This window comes from Pseudoalteromonas sp. MB47 (assembly GCF_011319765.1).
GTDB classification, from domain to species: domain Bacteria; phylum Pseudomonadota; class Gammaproteobacteria; order Enterobacterales; family Alteromonadaceae; genus Pseudoalteromonas; species Pseudoalteromonas simplex.
On record NZ_VFBD01000025.1, the window covers coordinates 75,475 to 93,767 of the forward strand.

Consider the following 18,293-nt stretch of genomic DNA (forward strand, 5'->3'; position numbering starts at 1 on the left):
TTTATTAAGGGATAAAGATGACGACTATCACTATCGATGAAAGTGCGCTTGAAGGAATGGAGTCGCTACTGGGTGATCAATTTGCTGACACGCTTTCTTTTTGTTGTAGCGAGTTTCAAAGGTTAGGCTCTGAAGTGCACGCTAATCTTGGTTCAGACAACGAAGCTGCAGCGCGTCATGCTCATAGCTTAAAATCAAATGCTGCCCAATTTGGAGCCCAAAGTCTATCTGAGCTCGCTCAATCAATTGAGCATGCACTCAATGAAGGGAATGCTGATATAGCACAGCAAAACAGTGCAAGTATCGATCAGCAAGTTTCTGGCTCTGTAGAAAAATTACAAGCTTGGTTCGCTACTCGCTAAAAACTTGAATTTATTTCAGTTATAACCGCAAAAATCCTCTGGCGTGGTGGCCCCTTACTAGGTTAGTCTTAAGGTTAATTAGTAGAGGTAACCATGTCACAAATCAAAAAGAGTCACAAACTAGACGGTGTCTGTTATGACATACGTGGGCCTGTGCTTGCACAAGCTCGAAAAATGGAAGACGAAGGGCAAAAAGTATTAAAGCTAAACATTGGTAATCCAGCTGCCTTTGGCTTTGATATGCCTGAAGATATGCACAAAGATATCATTCGTAACTTATATTCAGCCCAAGGCTACTGTGACTCTAAAGGCCTCTACTCAGCCCGTGTGGCAGTCTATCAGCACTATCAGCAACGCGGCTTATATAACCTTGATGTCGATAATATTTATATCGGCAATGGGGTCAGCGAACTCATTCAAATGACCACGCAAGCACTACTTGATAATGACGATGAAGTGCTTATTCCTGCACCGGATTATCCGCTATGGACTGCATCGGTTAAATTAGCAGGGGGTAACCCTGTGCATTATCTTTGTGATGAAGAACAAGATTGGTTTCCTGATATTGCTGATATTAAATCGAAGATCACCTCAAAGACCAAAGCATTGGTGCTTATTAACCCAAATAACCCAACCGGTGCGGTATATAGCGATGATCTGTTGATGGAACTGATCAACATTGCTCGCGAGCATAAATTATTGTTATTGAGCGATGAAATTTACGAGAAAATCTTGTACGACGGTGTCAGCCACAGCTCAATTGGCGCACTGTGTGATGATGTACCAATTATCACCTTTAATGGCCTAGCAAAAACGTACCGCGCTGCGGGATTGCGAATGGGCTGGATGGTGCTAAGCGGTCGCACTAGCATGATGGACGACTTGAGTCGTGGCCTAGATATGCTGGCATCCATGCGCTTATGTGCCAATGTACCAGCACAATATGCTATTCAACAAGCTTTAGGTGGTGTGCAGTCAATCGATAACCTGATAAACCCAGGTGGTCGGCTTTATGTTCAGCGTGATATTGCATGGCGTGGTTTAAATGCCATTGATGGTATTAGCTGTAAAAAGCCTAAAGGGGCGCTTTACGCATTTGCGAAAGTAGATACCGCGCACTTTAATATTAAAGATGATGAGCGCATGATTTTAGATTTACTCAAAGCGGAGAAAATCTTATTAGTGCATGGCCGTGCATTTAATTGGCCAGATCCTGATCATTTCAGATTGGTGTTTTTACCAAACAAAGATGATTTAACAGAAGCCATGAGTAAGATGCAGCGATTTTTCGCTGATTATCGACAAAGCTAAAAAAAGCGAGCCGAGGCTCGCTTTTTTAATACGCTTTATCAACACGTACCGTGTTATCGGTGAGGTACACCAAGCGTACTTTATCACCTTGGTTAAACAGCATTTGGTTATCTTTGTCTTGCACAACCATAAACTGTTCGCCGCTTTCTACTTTGATCATCAATTCAACGAGCTGATATTGTATGACGCGACTGTTTTGTTGGCGGTTGTGAGCAACAGAGCCACCAATCATCGAACCTAAAATGGTTGCTACAGTGCGGCCACTGCCGCCACCAAACTGATTACCGATAACACCGCCAATAAGCGCACCACCAAAGGTTTCCCAGCCGTTGGTTCTGTCTTTGACCAGTTCTTGTTCGGTAATGGTTCGTACTGATTGTACTGAGCCAAATAACACCTGTTGTACTGGTACTGCTTTGTTACGCTGGTAGTCAGCATAACTAGGCGAGCTCAGTAATAAACAGCTTGCTAAGATTGCTACTAGGTATTTCATAAACCCTCCTGGCTACCAGCCAAAAGTTGATTTCTCACGTGTTTTACGGATTTCAGTTTCATCAGCCCACTCAACTAGCCCGCTTTTTAAATCCATTAAACGCATAGTGAATTTGTAATACACATCAGCCTTGTCAGCATTTGATTTAACAATGCTCGATAAGTTGCCGTATAACATATATTGCGCACCAACTTGCTGGCCAAAGGCAATAGCGGTATTTGGATCAACTAGTGGATCGACGTTTTGGAAATTAAGTTGTTCGCGCACAGCTTCAACACGGGTCATATCAACAAAGCGGAACTTACCACTGCGTAATAACTGTGTTGAGATTGAATCAGTAATTGATTCAGTATCAATATGCTCGCTCGTTTTGTTTTTAATACGCTCAACAAACACGATAGGGCGAGTATTTGCTGTCATGGTGCCAACCACAGGTGAAGCAAGTAACGAGTCTGTCATTTGGCTTGCTACTTTTTGTAGATCCGTTGAGCCAAAATTGATATCTGTGGTTTCAACAGCTTGCGCATCACCATAGCTAACAACGGCTTTATTAGCACAGCCAGATAGTAACAAAGCGCTTGTCATTGCAACGGCCGCAGCCGACTTAACAGAAAGTAATTTCATTGTAGTATCCTTAATCTTCAAATTCTTGTGCTTCTGTTGACACTTCACGCACTGCAAGCGAGAAGGTGACAGCATTTGCTGTCGGGGCTAGGCCCGGTAATTGAGTTTTAGCAAATCCAAATAAAGTAATGGGTTGCCAAGGTGAGTGGTTGCCACGAATAACAAAGCCATCAGCGTCATACCAAGTAAATTGATATTGTAAGTATTGAGACTTTTTATATTGGCTTGCCAGTGTCACAACCACATCAGTTAAGCCGTTCGTTTGGCGTGTTTTTACATCTGTAATGGCTAATTTCTTGCCAAGTTCAGGGTTATTAACAATCAGTTGTTGGTTATACTGTTGTGATGCCTGCTCAACCCCAATGCCAGAAGTGGTAGGGCGTGAGGAGCAAGCCGCAACAAGTAAAATGGTTAATAGTGGCACTAAGTATTTCATCATTGCTCCTAGAGTTGTACAACGTGTGTGTCGTAGTAGTTATTTATGGAAGTTAGAAAAATCAAGGTTAACCCTTGCTTACCAACCGTAAAAGTTATTTCGCCATGCCCTGGCACAGTTAAAGTGTGCTGACCTGTGGGCATTGGGTGCTGAGCAATGCTAAGTTGGCTTGGTAAAGTCAACCAGCTTCGTGTATCAGCTTGCTCAGATGCAACGTTATAAATGTTGGCTAAAATGTTACCAACATCGCCGCCACTTCTTGCTAACTCTGCACGTACCTTTTCTTTTGCTACCAGACGCATTACTTGTCGGGTTATTCTGCCAGCACTTTGATCCTTTAATGTCTTCGCCGCTAGCGCTTCGAGCCTAACAATGGGCGTCAGTGGCAAATTTTCGCCATCGAGAGTCACTGTTTTATCACTGGCCGCATAGGGCGCAGCGCGATAAACTGGCATGGCAACACTATAAAAGCGTGCATCGCCACGCGAAGTATAAATAGGTAACCGTAAATTAAACTCTTGCCTTGCTGGTATTAAACCTTGCTCTGCAATTACAATTACTTGGCCTGTGTTTGCTTGAGCTTGCTTTAATTTGCCAAAGCGTTTGCTAAATTCTTCAAAGTCCTGATCAAAACCTTGTTTTTTGGCAAGGCGTAACACTGCTTGCTGTAAGTAGCTATTCTCACTGTTTATTTCGAGCGCTTTCTTATAGTCGATATAGGCATCATCAAATTGTTTATCTGCCTCATAAAGTAGGGCCGATAAATAAAACGTAAAAGCATTTTGAAAGCCATTTTTGACATTACCAATTAACTCGGCCATATCAGGGTAGCCTTCAGCGGAGTTTTCCGCTTGTTCATCAAGTGCGGCTTGATTATCTTTTAGTGCATCTTCTTGCACTTTATTAGCGCGTCTAACTTCAACTAATGCAGATTCAAGTTGTTTATCAAATACATAACTCAGTGCTTTGTAGCTATGCAGCATGGTCATTTCATAGGCTGCTGGCTCATAACCAATCACTGAGTCATTGGTTAATAATGAATTTGTTTGCTCAAGGCCTGCACTTAGCTGTACTTTGGCTGCTTGACGCTTTTTTTCCATATTTTGATAAACAGCTTCAAAGGTCTCATTGGCCTGAGAATTTTGTTTAGCCAAAAACTCAAGACGGGCCGTTTCAAGCTGATTTAACAAATAGTTACTATGGCCTCGGCTGTTACTTGGCAAAAGCTGCTGAGCACTTGCTATGTTATTTTGAGAAACAGCTTGGCGCACAGGTCTTAGCTGCGTCGCATAATCTTGGAATAGATCAGTAATACCTATGGTACTGCAACCAGATAACAGTAAAGCAGCTCCAATAAATAAACGTCGATGCACTGAACACTCCTTTTAAACAATGTACTCAGATTAGCATACGCGGCTTAACCTTATATGATAAATTATGTAAAAAATCGTAAGTTAATAGACAACTTTCTGGTCTTTTTATTTTTTATGTTAAAGGAACACCGCATTTGTTAAGCACTGTACTGTATACCTTTATTGCACTTTGTGCGTTTGCAGCTAACTCTTTGCTGTGCCGAATGGCATTGCAAAGTGGTGATATTGATCCGTTAAGTTTTACCGTCATTCGCTTAGCGAGTGGGGCGTTTATGTTGCTTGGTATACTTTTATGGCAAACAACTCTATTGAGATCAAAATCACAATCAGCACAACCTTTAACCGATAAAGGTAACAATATCAGTGCGCTTAGTTTATTTGTTTACGCGCTGTGCTTTTCAGTTGCCTATGTTGATTTAAACACAGGCACAGGCGCACTTATCTTATTTTCGGCAGTGCAGTTAACCATGATAGGTCATAGTGTTTTAAATAAAGAGCCACTCAGTAAAGTGCAGTGGGGGGCTTTGTTTGTTGCTTTTGCGGGTTTTATTTACTTAATGCTGCCCTCAGCCACCGTACCTTCATTCATGCCTGCAATGCTCATGGCGTTAAGTGGTGTGGCGTGGGGTGTTTACAGTATTCGCGGAAAATCATGCAGCTCACCTTTGCAAGCAACCAGCTTTAACTTTCTAAGAAGTTTAATACTTGTGCCAATTTTAGTCTTTCTAGCCGTGGTTGATTGGCAGGGTATCACAGCAACTGGCGTTTATTTGGCGATAGCTTCAGGAGCGCTTGCATCTGGGCTTGGTTATAGCATTTGGTACATTGCACTACCTAGGCTTAAAAGTAGCCAAGCAGGTGTGGTACAGCTAACCGTGCCCGTGCTTGCCACATTAGCTGGGGTGGTGGTATTAGATGAGCAATTAACTGCGCGTTTAGTTGTAGCCAGCGCCTTAATTCTTGGCGCTGTACTGGTGTTTTTAATGGCTAAAAAGCGCAGTGTCTAGATTAGGGCTTATTAACATTTAATACGTAGCGTTCATACAGGGTGTTTAGTTCGGCTAGTATCGCTTGTTTGCCGCTAAGCTCACTTTGTTCAATACATTGCTGTAATGTTGCAACTGACAAATACTGCATCATCTTAGCAGCTGCACCAATATGACTAATATGCCAAGGCTCAGGGGCAACCCCACCTTTGTATTCTTGGTAAGGGCGATAAAAACCATACTTTTCTAGGTTATCGTCAAGCCATGTAGCAAGCTTGGCAAAGGGCCCTGTGGGCGAATACTCATCAGGGGTTAATTGCAGCTGATAATCATCGTCAATAGGGCGGGTATCGTAAATGTCGAGGTCGGTACCAAAGTGGTGCCTACTTGCCCCAGGGAGTGCTGAGTAAAGCATAATAGCGTGGCACTTTTCAGTATCACTTAGGCTTTTTAAATCTACTGCTTTTTGCTCAAGGGTGTAAACCGGTCGAAGGCCCTGAAATTTAGCATTCCAAATTGCACTTTGACGATAAAAATCGCGAAAGCTTGAGGCAATTGTCAGATCAATACCTGCTTCTTTTGCCCCTTGCTGCAGAGCTAAAAAATCATCGACAATATTACGATGCAAGCGATGATTTTGTAGCTCAACTAAATGTGAGCTACTCAACCCAGTGGCGCATTGCTTAAGCTCTGTTTGGTTCATGTAAGCAGCTGCTCTAAAATCACTTCGTAAATATCAGCAAGTTGAATTAAATCATCGGTGCTAACACATTCATCTACTTTATGAATGGTTTCATTACGCGGACCAAGCTCAATGACTTTGGCACCCGTTTGCGCGATAAAGCGACCATCAGAAGTACCGCCGGTGGTTTCAAGCGCGGTGTCGCGTCCAGTTACCTGCTTAATAGCGTGCACGGTGGCATCAACTAACGGGCCATGATCGGTTAAAAACGGCAGTCCATTTACAATCCAATTTAGCTCGTAATTGAGGTTGTGTTTCTCAACAATTTCTACGACTCGCTGTTGTAGCTGTTGGTGAGTTACTTCGGTGCTAAAGCGAAAGTTAAATTGAATCTCAAGTTCACCTGGGATCACATTACCAGCACCGGTGCCACCGTTAATATTCGAAACCTGAAAACTCGTTGCAGGGAAAAATTCGTTACCTTGATCCCACTCGGTTTGACTTAGCTCAGTTAACGCAGGAGCAGCTAAATGAATTGGGTTTTGCGCTAGATGCGGGTAAGCAACATGGCCTTGCACACCTTTCACTGTTAAAAAGCCAGTTAATGAACCGCGACGACCATTTTTTACCACATCGCCTAGCACATCACGTGAAGAAGGTTCGCCGACGAGGCATAAATCAATCTTCTCACCTCGTGCTTCAAGGGTATCGATAACACGGGTTGTGCCGTTGATAAACGGGCCTTCTTCATCAGACGTAATTAAAAACGAAATTGACCCTTTATGATCAGGGTGTTTAGCGACAAAACGCTCGGTGGCAACCACCATAGCAGCTAAAGAGCCTTTCATATCGGCTGCACCACGACCATGTAACATACCGTCTTTTACCAGTGCAGAAAAAGGCGGGTGCTGCCAATTTTTTTCAGGACCTGTTGGTACAACATCTGTGTGACCAGCAAAACAAAAATGCGGTGACGCATCTCCTTTACGAGCCCAAGTATTCAAGGTATCAGTGAAAAACAGTGATTCAATATTAAAGCCTAGTTTTTCAAGGCGTTCGTTCATTAACGCTTGGCAACCAGCATCTTCAGGCGTTACTGATTCACGCTGAATAAGCGCTTGAGCAAGTTCAATAACAGGGTGAGTCATTAGGCAAAAATCTCATCGTATTGAGGTGCTTTAAAACCTAAGTGGTATTGGCCGTTATGCACAAGTACCGGGCGCTTGATCATCGCAGGTTGCTCAATCAGCAATGCTAATGCAGATTCTTTATCTAGGTTTTGCTTTTGCTCATCAGATAATTGACGGTAAGTTGTGCCGCGTTTATTAACTAAATCTTGCCAATCAATGTGCGCTGCAAACTCATTAACTAGCTCAGCACTAATGCCGTCTTTACGGTAATCATGGAAAGTAAATTCTTGATTGTTATCAGTTAAATATTTCTTGGCTTTTTTGATTGTATCGCAATTGCTGATACCGTACATGATAGTCATAAATTCTACTTTTTAGTTACAGTGAGTAATGTGTCTACCCCAGCAGTGACCTGAGATAGTGAATAATATAGGGGTCCAAGGTGTTGGCTATTGAGAACACATAGGGTGCCAAGCATAGGGCTGCTCAGCTCGCGTAAATCAAAATAGGCCAATCGTTCACCTTGGTTAATTTTACTGCCGTTTAATTTAGCGATATTGGTGTGGTTGATATGTTCTTCAACCGATGAAAACGATAAGTTTAATAAAACTTTTAAACCGTTTTTTGCCTGTAAAATGTATTCTTTACCGGCATTTTTAACTTGTAATAAGGTGCCATCGAATGGCGCGATTATGTTGTGGCTGGTTAGTTCAACACTAATGCCTGGGCCAAGGGTGGCAAAACGAAAAAATGGCTCAGGGTGCTCGCTAATGCTTTTTACACGCCCAGTAAATGGGCTTTTAATGGCCATGCAGCGCGCTTTTCTGAGGCTGCGTTCGGGTAAGTATTGAACTTCGTTAGTCATGGCTTATTTAACATCACCTAGCACATGGTAACCGTCTTTTTTCAGAGCTGTAATGGCTTTGGCCATACTTTGCTTTTTCACCAATACATAATCGGTATCGTAAGTTGATAAAGCAAAAATCGAAATTGACGCTTTTGCTAGCACGCCAGAAATGTTCGCCATAATACCAGTTAACGAAAAACCAAGTGGGCCAATGACTTCAAGTGCTTGCCAGTCGGTTTCTTGGTCCAGACTGTCGAGCTGGAAACTACTTGGGCAGACAATAGACAGCTCATCAGCCGTTTTTGCAACAAAGAAAATAGCTTGTTTGAGTAAGGCTGGGTCAATCGTCGCATCGACATCTAAACTATGAATGGTAAGTTCTTCACTATGAAGTTGTAACGTTTGTTTTGACATCTGCGATCCTATCTTTGAAGCCTTTGAATTTATAGTATAGGTAAACAAAGTTAAGATAAAGCGCAATAATTTTGATTGCTGAGGTTTTACTCAATATCGCTGTTGAGGTTGTCCACAGATTCTGTGGATAAATATGGGAATAGGTCAGTATAAAGAAGCTAATAGGCTAATTTATAAAGGGTTTATAAATTAGCCTAAATTTTGAAGGGTTAATTTTCTAAGCTTTCAACTTGCTTAGCTTGAATCGCTGTAAGGGCAATGGTGTAAACAATATCGTCTACTAATGCACCTCGGCTCAAGTCATTTACCGGCTTACGCATACCTTGCAGCATAGGGCCAATACTAATTAAATCAGCACTACGTTGTACGGCTTTATAAGTTGTATTACCGGTATTTAAATCGGGGAATACAAACACTGTTGCTTTACCTGCAACCGGACTGTCTGGTGCTTTCTTAATTGCGACGTTTTCCATAATTGCAGCGTCGTACTGAAGCGGGCCATCAATCACTAAATCAGGACGCTTTTGCTGGGCAAGTTTAGTGGCTTCACGCACTTTTTCTACATCAGCACCTGAACCCGAAGTACCTGTACTGTAGCTGATCATTGCAACACGCGGTTCAATACCAAACGCAGCCGCTGAATCCGCTGACTGGATCGCGATATCGGCCAGTTGCTCTGCTGTTGGATCAGGGTTGATTGCACAGTCACCGTAAACCAGAACTTGATCAGGTAACAACATAAAGAACACTGACGATACCAACGATGAACCTGGTGCAGTTTTAATTAACTGTAGCGGTGGGCGAATCGTATTCGCTGTAGTGTTAACCGCACCCGACACTAGGCCATCTACTTTGCCTTGCTCAAGCATCATAGTACCAAGCACCACGTTATCCAGTAGTTGTTCTTGAGCAACTACTTCTGTTAAGCCTTTGTTTTTACGAATTTCAACCATAGGCGCAACGTAATCGTTGATCACATCACTTGGCTCAACAATAGTTACGTTATCGTTAAGCTCCACACCTTGTTGCTCAGCAATACGTAAAATCTCTTCTTTGTCACCAAGTAAAATTGTTTTTGCAATGCCACGTTGACCACAAATTGCCGCAGCTTTAATTGTGCGCGGCTCATTACCTTCTGGTAAAACAACCGTTTTATTCGCTTGACGAGCTTTGTCTGTCAGTAAGAAGCGAAACGCTGGTGGAGACATTTTACGAGTACGACCAACACTTTGTGCCAGGCTGTCTAACCAGTCAGAGTCAATATGGCTGGCGTTGTGATCTTTTACTTTATCGATACGTTGGTCATCATCACACGGTACTTCCATATTGAAGTTGTGCAGTAATAAAGATGTGCGCCATGTATCTTCTTCTGTAGCAAGAATTGGCAGGCCAGTATCCATCGCTTGTTCGCATAATTTCATGATGCGATCTTCAGGTTTAAAGCCACCGGTTAATAAAATAGCCCCAAGCTTGGTACCATTCATAGCCGATAAACAAGCGGCAACGAGTACATCAGAGCGATCGCCCGGAGTGACCAGTAATGCACCCGGGGTAAAGTGGCTTAAAATATTCGATACAGTACGAGCACAGAAAGTAACGCGACGTAAACGACGGTGAGCCATGTCGCCTTCATTAATAACTTCAGCCTTTAGGTATTCACATAAATCACGCACACGCGGCGCCACTAGGTCGAAATCCCACGGGATTGAACCTAATAACTTAAATGGGTGTTTTCTGAAAATAGGCAGTGATGCTAAACGGTTTAATTCGTTTTCAAGTTGCTCAGGCTCATGGGCTTCAACAAGGTCAGCACGGGCACGACCTTCGTCATCTAAAGGGGCATTAACTTTATTGAAAATACAACCTAACACGCGAGGGTGGTTAACACCGCCATAGTTGCCTGAGGCAATTTCTAAACGGTCTTCAATTTGGTCGTTGCTATCGTTACTAGGCGTTAAAACAAAAACAATATCAGCGCCCAGTGTTTGCGCGATTTCACGGTTTACACGGCCAGCATACGGCTGACGACGTGTAGGCACCATACCTTCGATAATAGCAATTTCGTCTTCTTTAATGGTACTTTCAAAGCGCTCTACGATTTCTTCTAGTAAGTCGTCGCCTTTACCATCACCAATCATTTGCTCTGCATAGCTAAGCTCAAATGGTGTCGGCGGATTAATTGGCGAGCCATGGGTGACAATTTGCGTCGACTTTTCAGGACCTGTATCGCCAGAACGCGGCTGTGCAATTGGCTTGAAAAAGTTCACTTTAAGCGCTTTTTGCTCAAGCGCACGCACTAAACCAACAGAAACAGATGTTAAACCAACCCCAGTCGAAATAGGGATCAACATAATTCTACGTGCCATTTACTTAACCCTCCTTTGCAATGCGGGCTGCATCGTTAGCAATAACCCATTCTTCGTTGGTTGGGATCACAAACGCTTTAGCATGCGTTTGGCCTTTTGAAATTAAGCCTTCTTTACCAAAACGTGCCGCTAAGTTTGCAGCTTCGTCACACTCAAGGCCTAAAAAGCCTAATTGGGTGATCACTTTGTCGCGAATGATATCTGAGTTTTCACCAATACCACCGGTGAAAATAAGCGCATCAAGGCGTTGTACAGGCACTAAGAATGCGGCGATTTGTTTTGCTAAACGGTAGCAGAAAATATCGAGTGCAAGGTTCGCTTGCGGGTGGCCTTCAACAGCGGCTTCTTCAATAGTGCGACAGTCATTTGATAGTTCACTAATACCTAATAAGCCACTTTGCTTATTAAGTAAGTCATCAATTTCTTGCACTGAATAATTAAGTTGCTGAGTTAAAAAGGTGAATAAACCCGGGTCGATGCTACCACTGCGGGTACCCATCACTAAGCCTTCAAGCGGTGTAAGGCCCATACTGGTATCAACGCTCTTACCATCTTTAATCGCACACACTGAACAACCATTACCTAAATGCGCACTGATCACATTGGTTTGCTCGCGCTCTTTGCCGAGCATTTTTGCCGCTTCACCTGCAACATAATAATGGCTTGTACCATGGAAGCCATAACGTCTTACGCCGTGCTCTTTATAAAGCGAGTAAGGCAGGGCGTATAAGTAAGCAATATTTGGCATGCTTTGGTGAAATGCCGTATCAAATACAGCAATTTGTGGCAGCGCTGAGAACGCTTGCTGTGCAGTGCGAATGCCTAATAAGTTGGCTGGGTTATGAAGTGGAGCAAGTGCGGCTGTTTTTTCGATAGCTGCAAGTACATCATCGTCGATAAGCACAGATTCAGTGAAATGCTCACCACCGTGTACAACACGATGACCCACAGCAATTAAATTATCTGCAAGGCCTAGCTCATTAACTAGCTTCACAAGCTCAGCAATTGCTGCATTGTGGGCTTGGCCCTTTGCAAGCTCAATAAGTTGTTTTTCACCATTATATTTATATTTGATTGAAGGCGTGTCTGAGCCAAGGCGCTCAGCTAAACCAGAAATAACTTCGTCAGAAGTGGCGGCATCTAAAATGGCAAATTTTAAACTTGAACTACCACAGTTCAGTACTAAAACATGTTGTGGTGAGCAAAGGGGCGTCGACATAGCTAGGTCCTAAAAGTACGATATCAGTCAGTGTATATTAAGGCTTGATAATTAGAATTCTTTGCCAGTATAGTAAATAAGTATTTTGTTGCTACACTTAACAAAGCTAGGCTGTAATTATACTAAAGTCTGGTTGACTTAAGCCGATAACATTTTATCTCATTTAGACTTTAAACGTTAGTCTCCTAACCATTAATTTGGTATTAAAACTAGGACAGGTTTTGCAGGGATTGTATCCGGGAGTGTGTTACACTCGGTTGTGAAACAAGTTGAAAACCCTAGGAGTGATGATGCAAAAAGGTGTCATGTCACAAGTGCAAACAGGTCGTCAATACGCTAAAAAATGGCCGATGCGACAAGAGCTCGCTCCATTGTTTGCCGAATTTAGAGTGATCAAGGCCACTGATCTGGCAATTACAGTGATGCCAATTTTGGCAATGCTGACCGTATTTATGCAAGTGAATTACTTAGGTAGTGATTATTTTCCACAAGCTATCACGATCGCGCTTTTCTTTTTATCACTACCGCTTCAAGGTTTGTTGTGGCTAGGCCGCCGTGCAGAAACCCGTTTAGAGCCAGCAATGCTAAGTTGGTATACCGAGCTGCACAGTAAAATGAAGGCGCATGGTTATCAGTCACAGTTAACGACTGAAAAACCACGCTACACTGATTTAGCTCAATTATTAAAAGATATGTTCGAAAAAATGGATAAAGCCTTCACTAAAGAACACTTCTAATCGCGAATAAACTGGCTCACATAAAACGATAACGTTACTTTTTGTGGGCCTTGCTGCTCAATCTGCTGCCAATGCTCCGGGCGAAACTTCCACGCAAACGGCGTCATCATAATTAAATGTTTAATCTCACCGACCGACAACAGCACCTGCTGTTCTAATAAATTTATCGACTCTTTGCTGAAGCCTGCTGGTGGTTCTATCTCTGTATGCGGTTTTACATCAGCATAAATAAACGCTTTTAACTCTTTAAGGTGCCAAGGGCCAGGGCTTGCAACAATTAAACTAGCTTGCGGCTTGGCAAGGCGAGCAAGTTCTTGTGCAAATAAAGGGGCAAACACACTAACAAGCACATCAGTCTGCGCATCTGCAAAAGGGGCTTGGCTAATCGACGCGACACTAAAATGCGCATTTTCGTAACGCTTAGCGGCGTATTTTACCGCGGGCTTAGATATATCAACACCATATACATCGGCACTCGACTGCGCTGCTATAGCTTGAGTATAAAAACCTTCACCACAGCCTAAATCAATCACTGAACTTGGTTCGAGAGATGCCACTAACTCAGCTAAAGCCTGCTGTAAAAACAAATAGTGTCCGGCACTTAAAAAAGCGCGGCGAGCCTGCACCATTTCAAGGTTATCGCCCGGTTGTTTCGACTTTTTATTTTGCACGGGAAGTAAATTGACATAACCCTCTTTGGCGATATCAAAACTGTGGTTATTGTCACAACGGTAAGTTTTGTCGTTTAGAGTAAGTTCAAGTTTGCAAATCGGGCAGTGATAGTAAAGACTCATGAGTCTAAATAGTCCTTATCATAAAAGGTTTTAACCCAATGAGGGCGATAGGTGATCATCAAGGTAATGGCCATGCCATTGAGCATTGCTTCAGGAAACCAAATTATGGCACACAGAATCAGATAGTTTTCTGAAATCTCAATAAAACTGTAATCACCAAGCAAGTAATAAAATACACCGCTGGTAAGTATTTTAATACAGGCGATAACAGCAGCGGTTAAAAACGCGCATAAAAAGATATAAATAAAAAAGTGTCTTGGTAAATAGGTATAGCAAATTACAAAGCACACATAGCTCAACGTAATTGGAATAAACGCTGTAAATAACAAATGCACAGGCAATAAACTGATTGGCAATTGTAAAACCAGCACTAACAACAAACTCGCCAAGGTACTTGCAAAAATAGCCAGCCGCCAACCTAAAATTAGGGTCACTGCAGTGACTCCTAAAATATGCAATTCGAGGCCTGGCAATATCCCCGCTTTAATGCGCCACAGTACCGCAAGTACTAAAGCACATGCGAGCACACCCACTTGTCTTATTGGCGTTGCCAACAATTGTGATGCGCTTTGCTTATCAAAGCTGAGCCAAAGTATTATAGCCACACAGCTCCACAAAGGGAGCTGCCATTGCAGTGTGTCTATCATGCGTTAAATGTTGACCAAATCGGCGCATGATCAGATGGTTTTTCGATACCACGTAATTCGTAATCGATACCAGACTCAGCACAACGCTCGGCAAGAGCAGGGGTTGCTAAGATCACATCAATGCGTAGACCGCGGTTGTCATCAAAACCTTTTGAGCGGTAATCAAACCACGAATATTGCTCGGTTTTTTCTGGGTAAAGTTCACGGAAAGTATCTTTAAAGCCCCAGTTTAATAACGTGCTTAACCATTCACGCTCTTCAGGTTGGAACGAACACTTACCTGTTTTTAACCAGCGCTTACGGTTTGGTTCACCAATACCAATGTCGAGATCGGTTGGTGAAATATTAATGTCGCCCATCACAATAACATCTTGCTCTGGCGTGTGGTTATCTTCTAAGTGAGTCATTAAATCTTTATAGAACTGACGCTTATAAGGGAATTTGGTTTCGTGGGCAATATTATCGCCTTGTGGGAAGTAGCCATTCATCACCGTTAGGTCACGACCATTTTCTTGTGTCACGGTAACACTGATCATACGACGCTGTGATTCGTCGGTATCGGTTGCAAAGCCTTTAACTACTGATTTCGGCTCTTGTTTACATAACATAGCCACGCCGTAATGCGCTTTTTGACCGTGAAAATAAACGTGATAACCCATTTTTTGCACATCTTCGAGAGGGAAGGCCTCATCATGTACTTTGATTTCTTGTAAGCCAATAATATCTGGTTGATGTTTATCAATTACGGCTTGCAATTGGTGTAAACGAGCGCGCAGGCCGTTAATGTTAAATGAGATTACCTTCATGGTGCACCTATTATTTTTGTTTCAGTGTTTAGCGCAATTCTATCATCAAACTAGGGCTTATTCATGAGCTAATTACGAAAATCAAATTGGGTAAATGTTGATCAATTGCTGCTTAATTTAAAAACATTGTTAACTCACTATTAATTATTAAATTAAATAAATAATTCAGTTGATCTGCTTATTTTTGTTTATATAATGCGCGCAAACCACCCGTTCATATTATGTACTATTTAAAGGTAAACCATGAAAAAACAATTAGTGATGCTTTCTCTTGCATGTATCTCATTTGGCTCATTAGCAAGCAACCCGCACTACTTTTCAGCTGATAACAGTATTGAATCGAAGTTATGTAGCTTAAGTGCAAACGAAGGGTTTACCGCTGCACGTAAAGAAGCAGCAAAGCATGGCATTTCAATGTCACGTTTTTCAAAAAGCATTTTATGTAACGGTACTGACATTCGTGAAATTGCAAAAAAAGCACAATCACAAGAAGTAGCAAAAGCAGCGATTGAAGTGTTTGCTAAAAATGAGCAAAAAGAAACTCAACTTTGCATCACTGCACTTAAAAAAGGTTTAACACCTGTGCGTGAAAAAATTGGCAACTTAAACACGTTAAAATGTAATGGCGAAGCAGTAACAGACTTCGTTAAGCGTTACCAAAACGCAGCTATCTAATAACGGCATTTTTGTTATTTGTAAAAAGCGCTCTTCGGAGCGCTTTTTTTATGAAAAAATTACAGCAACCTATGAAAAGCTTGCTAAATCATAGGCTTAACAGTAACTTAACTAGATTGTAAGTGCTTGATTTTAGTCAATAAGGCATTTTGGCATTCAACTTGAAATAGTCTAATTGAATCTAATCGACTACAAGGAAATGTCTTATGAAAAAGTTAACTTTAGCATCTACAATTTTAGCAGCACTAAGTCTTTCAGCATGTTCTGCAAGTAACTCTTTAGCAAAAATCGACAGCGATTTTGGCAGTCTAGATAATGACAATGACGGCTATATCTCTAAGGTAGAAGCTGACGATGATGCAATTTGGGAGCATTTTTCAAACATCGATACCAATATGGACGAGCAAATCAGCCGTACTGAATTTAATGCATACATGCAATTAAATACAGGCAAGGTGGCAGCTGATAGTGAGGTATCTGAATCAGCATTTAAAGCTGAAATCGCTAAATTTGACCCAATCGAAAATGACTTTAAATCGTTAGATAACGACAAAAATGGTTATGTTTCAATTGAAGAAGCCGATGACGACGATATCGCAAATCACTTTGGCTATATGGATAGCAACAAAGATAAGCGTATAAGCCGCACTGAGTTTGTTAATTACATTAGCAAATATGGCAGCGACGTTGCAGAAGATGATGCCCTTGAAATGGTTAAAAATAGCTAATTTCAATATTCATTCGTAAATATCCCCCAAAGCCAGTGTTTTACACTGGCTTTTTTACAATAATTTTTCCAACCTTGGCCGACTTCTGTCATAATAGAGCGTTAGTGATTTAAAATGACCTTTAGTAGTGATGGCCACAAAACGTATCAGTGATGAACAGTTAGTCGAAATCATAGAAGCCGCGATTTTTGTTGCTGGAAAACCTGTGTCTAAACGTCATTTAAAAGAGACAGTATTAGCTGATTTAAGCGTATCTATGCCGCGCATTAATAATGCAATTGAACAAATTCAAACGCATTATCAAACCCGAGGCATTAAGCTTGTTGCAGTAGGCAGCGGTTACAGGTTTCAAGCCTGCGCTAGTTTAGCGCCTTGGCTGGCAAACTTATGGCAAGAGCGCGCACCTAAATACTCACGAGCACTACTAGAAACGTTATCCTTGATTGCCTATAGACAACCTATTACCCGTGGTGAAATTGAACAAGTACGGGGGGTTGCTGTTGGCTCAGGAATAATTAAAACCTTATTAGAAAGAGAGTGGGTTAGGGTTGTTGGCCATAAAGAGGTGCCTGGACGCCCAGCGTTGTATGCCACAACATCCGCTTTCTTAGATTATTTTTCATTAGCTGGTTTAGATGAATTACCGCCGTTACCTGAACTTCAGGAGAGTAAAATCAACCAGCTATTGAGCGATCCTTCTGTGAGAGAACTATCTGAATGAGTAATGTAGAAACTGAAAAGTTACAAAAAGTATTAGCCCGTGCTGGCGTGGGTTCACGTCGTGAAATGGAAAAATATATCGATGCCAACCGCGTGAGCGTGAATGGTAAAGTGGCTCGTTTAGGCGACCGCGTAGAAGCAACCGATGTAATTCGTGTTGACGGTCACGTAGTGAAAATCGAAGACAAAGCCGACCGTATTTGTCGTGTGCTTATGTATAACAAACCAGAAGGTGAGTTATGTACGCGTAAAGACCCAGAAGGTCGTCGTACGGTATTTGACCGTTTACCACGTGTTGATGGCGAACGCTGGATTGCAGTTGGCCGATTAGATATTAATACCGCAGGTTTAATGCTGTTTACTAACGATGGTGAACTTGCTAACCGTTTAATGCACCCAAGCTACGAAGTAGAGCGTGAGTACTCAGCTCGTGTGTTTGGTGAAGTGACTAACGAAACGCTACGCACTCTAACAAAAGGCGTTGAGCTTGAAGATGGTCCTGCGAAATTCTTAAACATCAAACCTATGGGTGGTGAAGGTATCAACCGTTGGTTCAATGTCACTTTAACAGAAGGTCGTAACCGCGAAGTACGTCGTTTGTGGCAATCACAAGATGTTGAAGTATCGCGTCTTATCCGTATTCGTTACGGTAAGTTAGAGCTTGATAAGCGCTTGCCACAAGGTGGTTGGGCTGAACTTGATTTAGACACGGTTAACTATTTACGTAAAACAGTACAACTAGGCCGCGAAACGCAAACTAAGCTGTCGGTTATTCCTGAAAAGCGTAAAGACAAACGTGCCAAAATTAACCAAATCCGTAAGGCGGTTAAAAAGCACAATCAACGCGCTAAACAAACTAAGCGTCGTTAATCAGAAATATAATTGTTTGCAGATAAACTAATTTATTTGCAAACAGGCATAAAAAAAGCAGCGATATCGCTGC

The 18,293-nt window shown here is 42.2% G+C and carries 22 protein-coding genes; 8 read left to right on the forward strand and 14 right to left on the reverse strand.

All coding sequences use genetic code 11. The features are described 5' to 3' along the window. Positions 1-17: 17 nt before the first annotated feature. Both IMPJCBKJ_RS13690 and IMPJCBKJ_RS13695 read left to right on the forward strand, forming a co-directional pair. Positions 18-362 carry an Hpt domain-containing protein gene (locus tag IMPJCBKJ_RS13690; protein ID WP_054552950.1) on the forward strand — a complete coding sequence of 115 codons (345 nt, stop codon included), beginning with the start codon at positions 18-20 and terminating at the stop codon, positions 360-362. A 93-nt stretch (positions 363-455) separates the two neighbouring features. Further along, entirely contained in the window at positions 456-1,673 is a 1,218-nt protein-coding gene (locus IMPJCBKJ_RS13695) for a pyridoxal phosphate-dependent aminotransferase (protein WP_138600096.1), read from the forward strand. A gap of 25 nt (positions 1,674-1,698) precedes the next feature. Here the strand turns inward: IMPJCBKJ_RS13695 and IMPJCBKJ_RS13700 are convergent, their stop codons facing one another. From IMPJCBKJ_RS13700 to IMPJCBKJ_RS13715, 4 genes are read right to left on the reverse strand one after another with little or no spacing between them, the layout of a single operon-like run. Further along, positions 1,699-2,166: a glycine zipper 2TM domain-containing protein gene (locus IMPJCBKJ_RS13700; protein WP_166340705.1), complete on the reverse strand. Its 468-nt coding sequence runs from the start codon at positions 2,164-2,166 to the stop codon at positions 1,699-1,701. 12 nt (positions 2,167-2,178) lie between these two features. Continuing rightward, complete coding sequence (lpoB, locus tag IMPJCBKJ_RS13705) at positions 2,179-2,790, reverse strand: penicillin-binding protein activator LpoB (RefSeq protein WP_054552953.1); 612 nt, start codon at positions 2,788-2,790, stop codon at positions 2,179-2,181. 10 nt (positions 2,791-2,800) lie between these two features. Continuing rightward, positions 2,801-3,226, reverse strand: a complete 426-nt coding sequence (locus tag IMPJCBKJ_RS13710) for a YcfL family protein (protein WP_054552954.1) — start codon at positions 3,224-3,226, stop codon at positions 2,801-2,803. 8 nt (positions 3,227-3,234) lie between these two features. Further along, positions 3,235-4,599, reverse strand: a complete 1,365-nt coding sequence (locus IMPJCBKJ_RS13715) for a hypothetical protein (protein ID WP_054552955.1) — start codon at positions 4,597-4,599, stop codon at positions 3,235-3,237. 134 nt (positions 4,600-4,733) lie between these two features. Between IMPJCBKJ_RS13715 and IMPJCBKJ_RS13720 the strand changes: the two genes are divergently transcribed. Beyond that, positions 4,734-5,606: a DMT family transporter gene (locus tag IMPJCBKJ_RS13720; protein ID WP_240921033.1), complete on the forward strand. Its 873-nt coding sequence runs from the start codon at positions 4,734-4,736 to the stop codon at positions 5,604-5,606. A 1-nt stretch (position 5,607) separates the two neighbouring features. Here the strand turns inward: IMPJCBKJ_RS13720 and IMPJCBKJ_RS13725 are convergent, their stop codons facing one another. From IMPJCBKJ_RS13725 to IMPJCBKJ_RS13755, 7 genes are all read right to left on the reverse strand, one after another. Then, entirely contained in the window at positions 5,608-6,288 is a 681-nt protein-coding gene (locus IMPJCBKJ_RS13725; RefSeq protein ID WP_166340706.1) for a M15 family metallopeptidase, read from the reverse strand. After that, positions 6,285-7,415, reverse strand: coding sequence for a succinyl-diaminopimelate desuccinylase (gene dapE / locus IMPJCBKJ_RS13730; protein ID WP_166340707.1), 1,131 nt, complete (start codon positions 7,413-7,415; stop codon positions 6,285-6,287). Before dapE ends, IMPJCBKJ_RS13725 begins: the two co-directional genes overlap by 4 nt. Continuing rightward, a complete protein-coding gene (locus tag IMPJCBKJ_RS13735) occupies positions 7,415-7,759 on the reverse strand; it encodes an ArsC family reductase (RefSeq protein ID WP_166340708.1) in 345 nt (114 codons plus the stop codon). Before IMPJCBKJ_RS13735 ends, dapE begins: the two co-directional genes overlap by 1 nt. A 5-nt stretch (positions 7,760-7,764) precedes the next feature. Further along, complete coding sequence (locus tag IMPJCBKJ_RS13740; RefSeq protein ID WP_240921034.1) at positions 7,765-8,208, reverse strand: PTS glucose transporter subunit IIA; 444 nt, start codon at positions 8,206-8,208, stop codon at positions 7,765-7,767. A gap of 57 nt (positions 8,209-8,265) precedes the next feature. After that, complete coding sequence (locus IMPJCBKJ_RS13745) at positions 8,266-8,658, reverse strand: ACT domain-containing protein (protein WP_166340709.1); 393 nt, start codon at positions 8,656-8,658, stop codon at positions 8,266-8,268. Positions 8,659-8,867: 209 nt separating this feature from the next. Beyond that, positions 8,868-11,024 (reverse strand): phosphate acetyltransferase, encoded by a 2,157-nt coding sequence (gene pta, locus IMPJCBKJ_RS13750; protein ID WP_138615758.1) that lies wholly within the window; start codon positions 11,022-11,024, stop codon positions 8,868-8,870. Positions 11,025-11,028: 4 nt separating this feature from the next. Further along, the gene (locus tag IMPJCBKJ_RS13755; protein ID WP_166340710.1) at positions 11,029-12,243 is read right to left on the reverse strand and encodes an acetate kinase; all 1,215 of its coding nucleotides are present in this window, start codon (positions 12,241-12,243) and stop codon (positions 11,029-11,031) included. A gap of 290 nt (positions 12,244-12,533) precedes the next feature. On the opposite strand from IMPJCBKJ_RS13755, the gene yfbV reads away from it, so the two are divergent. Then, complete coding sequence (gene yfbV / locus IMPJCBKJ_RS13760; protein ID WP_054552963.1) at positions 12,534-12,980, forward strand: terminus macrodomain insulation protein YfbV; 447 nt, start codon at positions 12,534-12,536, stop codon at positions 12,978-12,980. Here the strand turns inward: yfbV and IMPJCBKJ_RS13765 are convergent. Genes IMPJCBKJ_RS13765 through xthA form a run of 3 tightly spaced genes read right to left on the reverse strand, consistent with a single transcriptional unit; the run spans position 12,977 to position 15,227 of the window. After that, entirely contained in the window at positions 12,977-13,774 is a 798-nt protein-coding gene (locus IMPJCBKJ_RS13765) for a putative RNA methyltransferase (protein ID WP_166340711.1), read from the reverse strand. The genes yfbV and IMPJCBKJ_RS13765 overlap by 4 nt on opposite strands. Then, positions 13,771-14,421: an energy-coupling factor ABC transporter permease gene (locus tag IMPJCBKJ_RS13770; protein WP_166340712.1), complete on the reverse strand. Its 651-nt coding sequence runs from the start codon at positions 14,419-14,421 to the stop codon at positions 13,771-13,773. Before IMPJCBKJ_RS13770 ends, IMPJCBKJ_RS13765 begins: the two co-directional genes overlap by 4 nt. Beyond that, a complete protein-coding gene (gene xthA, locus IMPJCBKJ_RS13775) occupies positions 14,418-15,227 on the reverse strand; it encodes an exodeoxyribonuclease III (RefSeq protein WP_166340713.1) in 810 nt (269 codons plus the stop codon). Before xthA ends, IMPJCBKJ_RS13770 begins: the two co-directional genes overlap by 4 nt. A 243-nt stretch (positions 15,228-15,470) precedes the next feature. On the opposite strand from xthA, the gene IMPJCBKJ_RS13780 reads away from it, so the two are divergent. The 4 genes from IMPJCBKJ_RS13780 to rluB all read left to right on the forward strand — a co-directional run bounded on the left by IMPJCBKJ_RS13780 (position 15,471) and on the right by rluB (position 18,220). After that, positions 15,471-15,902, forward strand: a complete 432-nt coding sequence (locus IMPJCBKJ_RS13780; protein ID WP_054552966.1) for a hypothetical protein — start codon at positions 15,471-15,473, stop codon at positions 15,900-15,902. 206 nt (positions 15,903-16,108) lie between these two features. Next, positions 16,109-16,630, forward strand: a complete 522-nt coding sequence (locus IMPJCBKJ_RS13785; RefSeq protein WP_138600085.1) for an EF-hand domain-containing protein — start codon at positions 16,109-16,111, stop codon at positions 16,628-16,630. A 130-nt stretch (positions 16,631-16,760) separates the two neighbouring features. Continuing rightward, positions 16,761-17,351: an SMC-Scp complex subunit ScpB gene (gene scpB, locus IMPJCBKJ_RS13790; RefSeq protein ID WP_054552968.1), complete on the forward strand. Its 591-nt coding sequence runs from the start codon at positions 16,761-16,763 to the stop codon at positions 17,349-17,351. Next, positions 17,348-18,220, forward strand: coding sequence for a 23S rRNA pseudouridine(2605) synthase RluB (rluB, locus tag IMPJCBKJ_RS13795; RefSeq protein ID WP_055198703.1), 873 nt, complete (start codon positions 17,348-17,350; stop codon positions 18,218-18,220). Before scpB ends, rluB begins: the two co-directional genes overlap by 4 nt. Positions 18,221-18,293 lie beyond the last annotated feature (73 nt).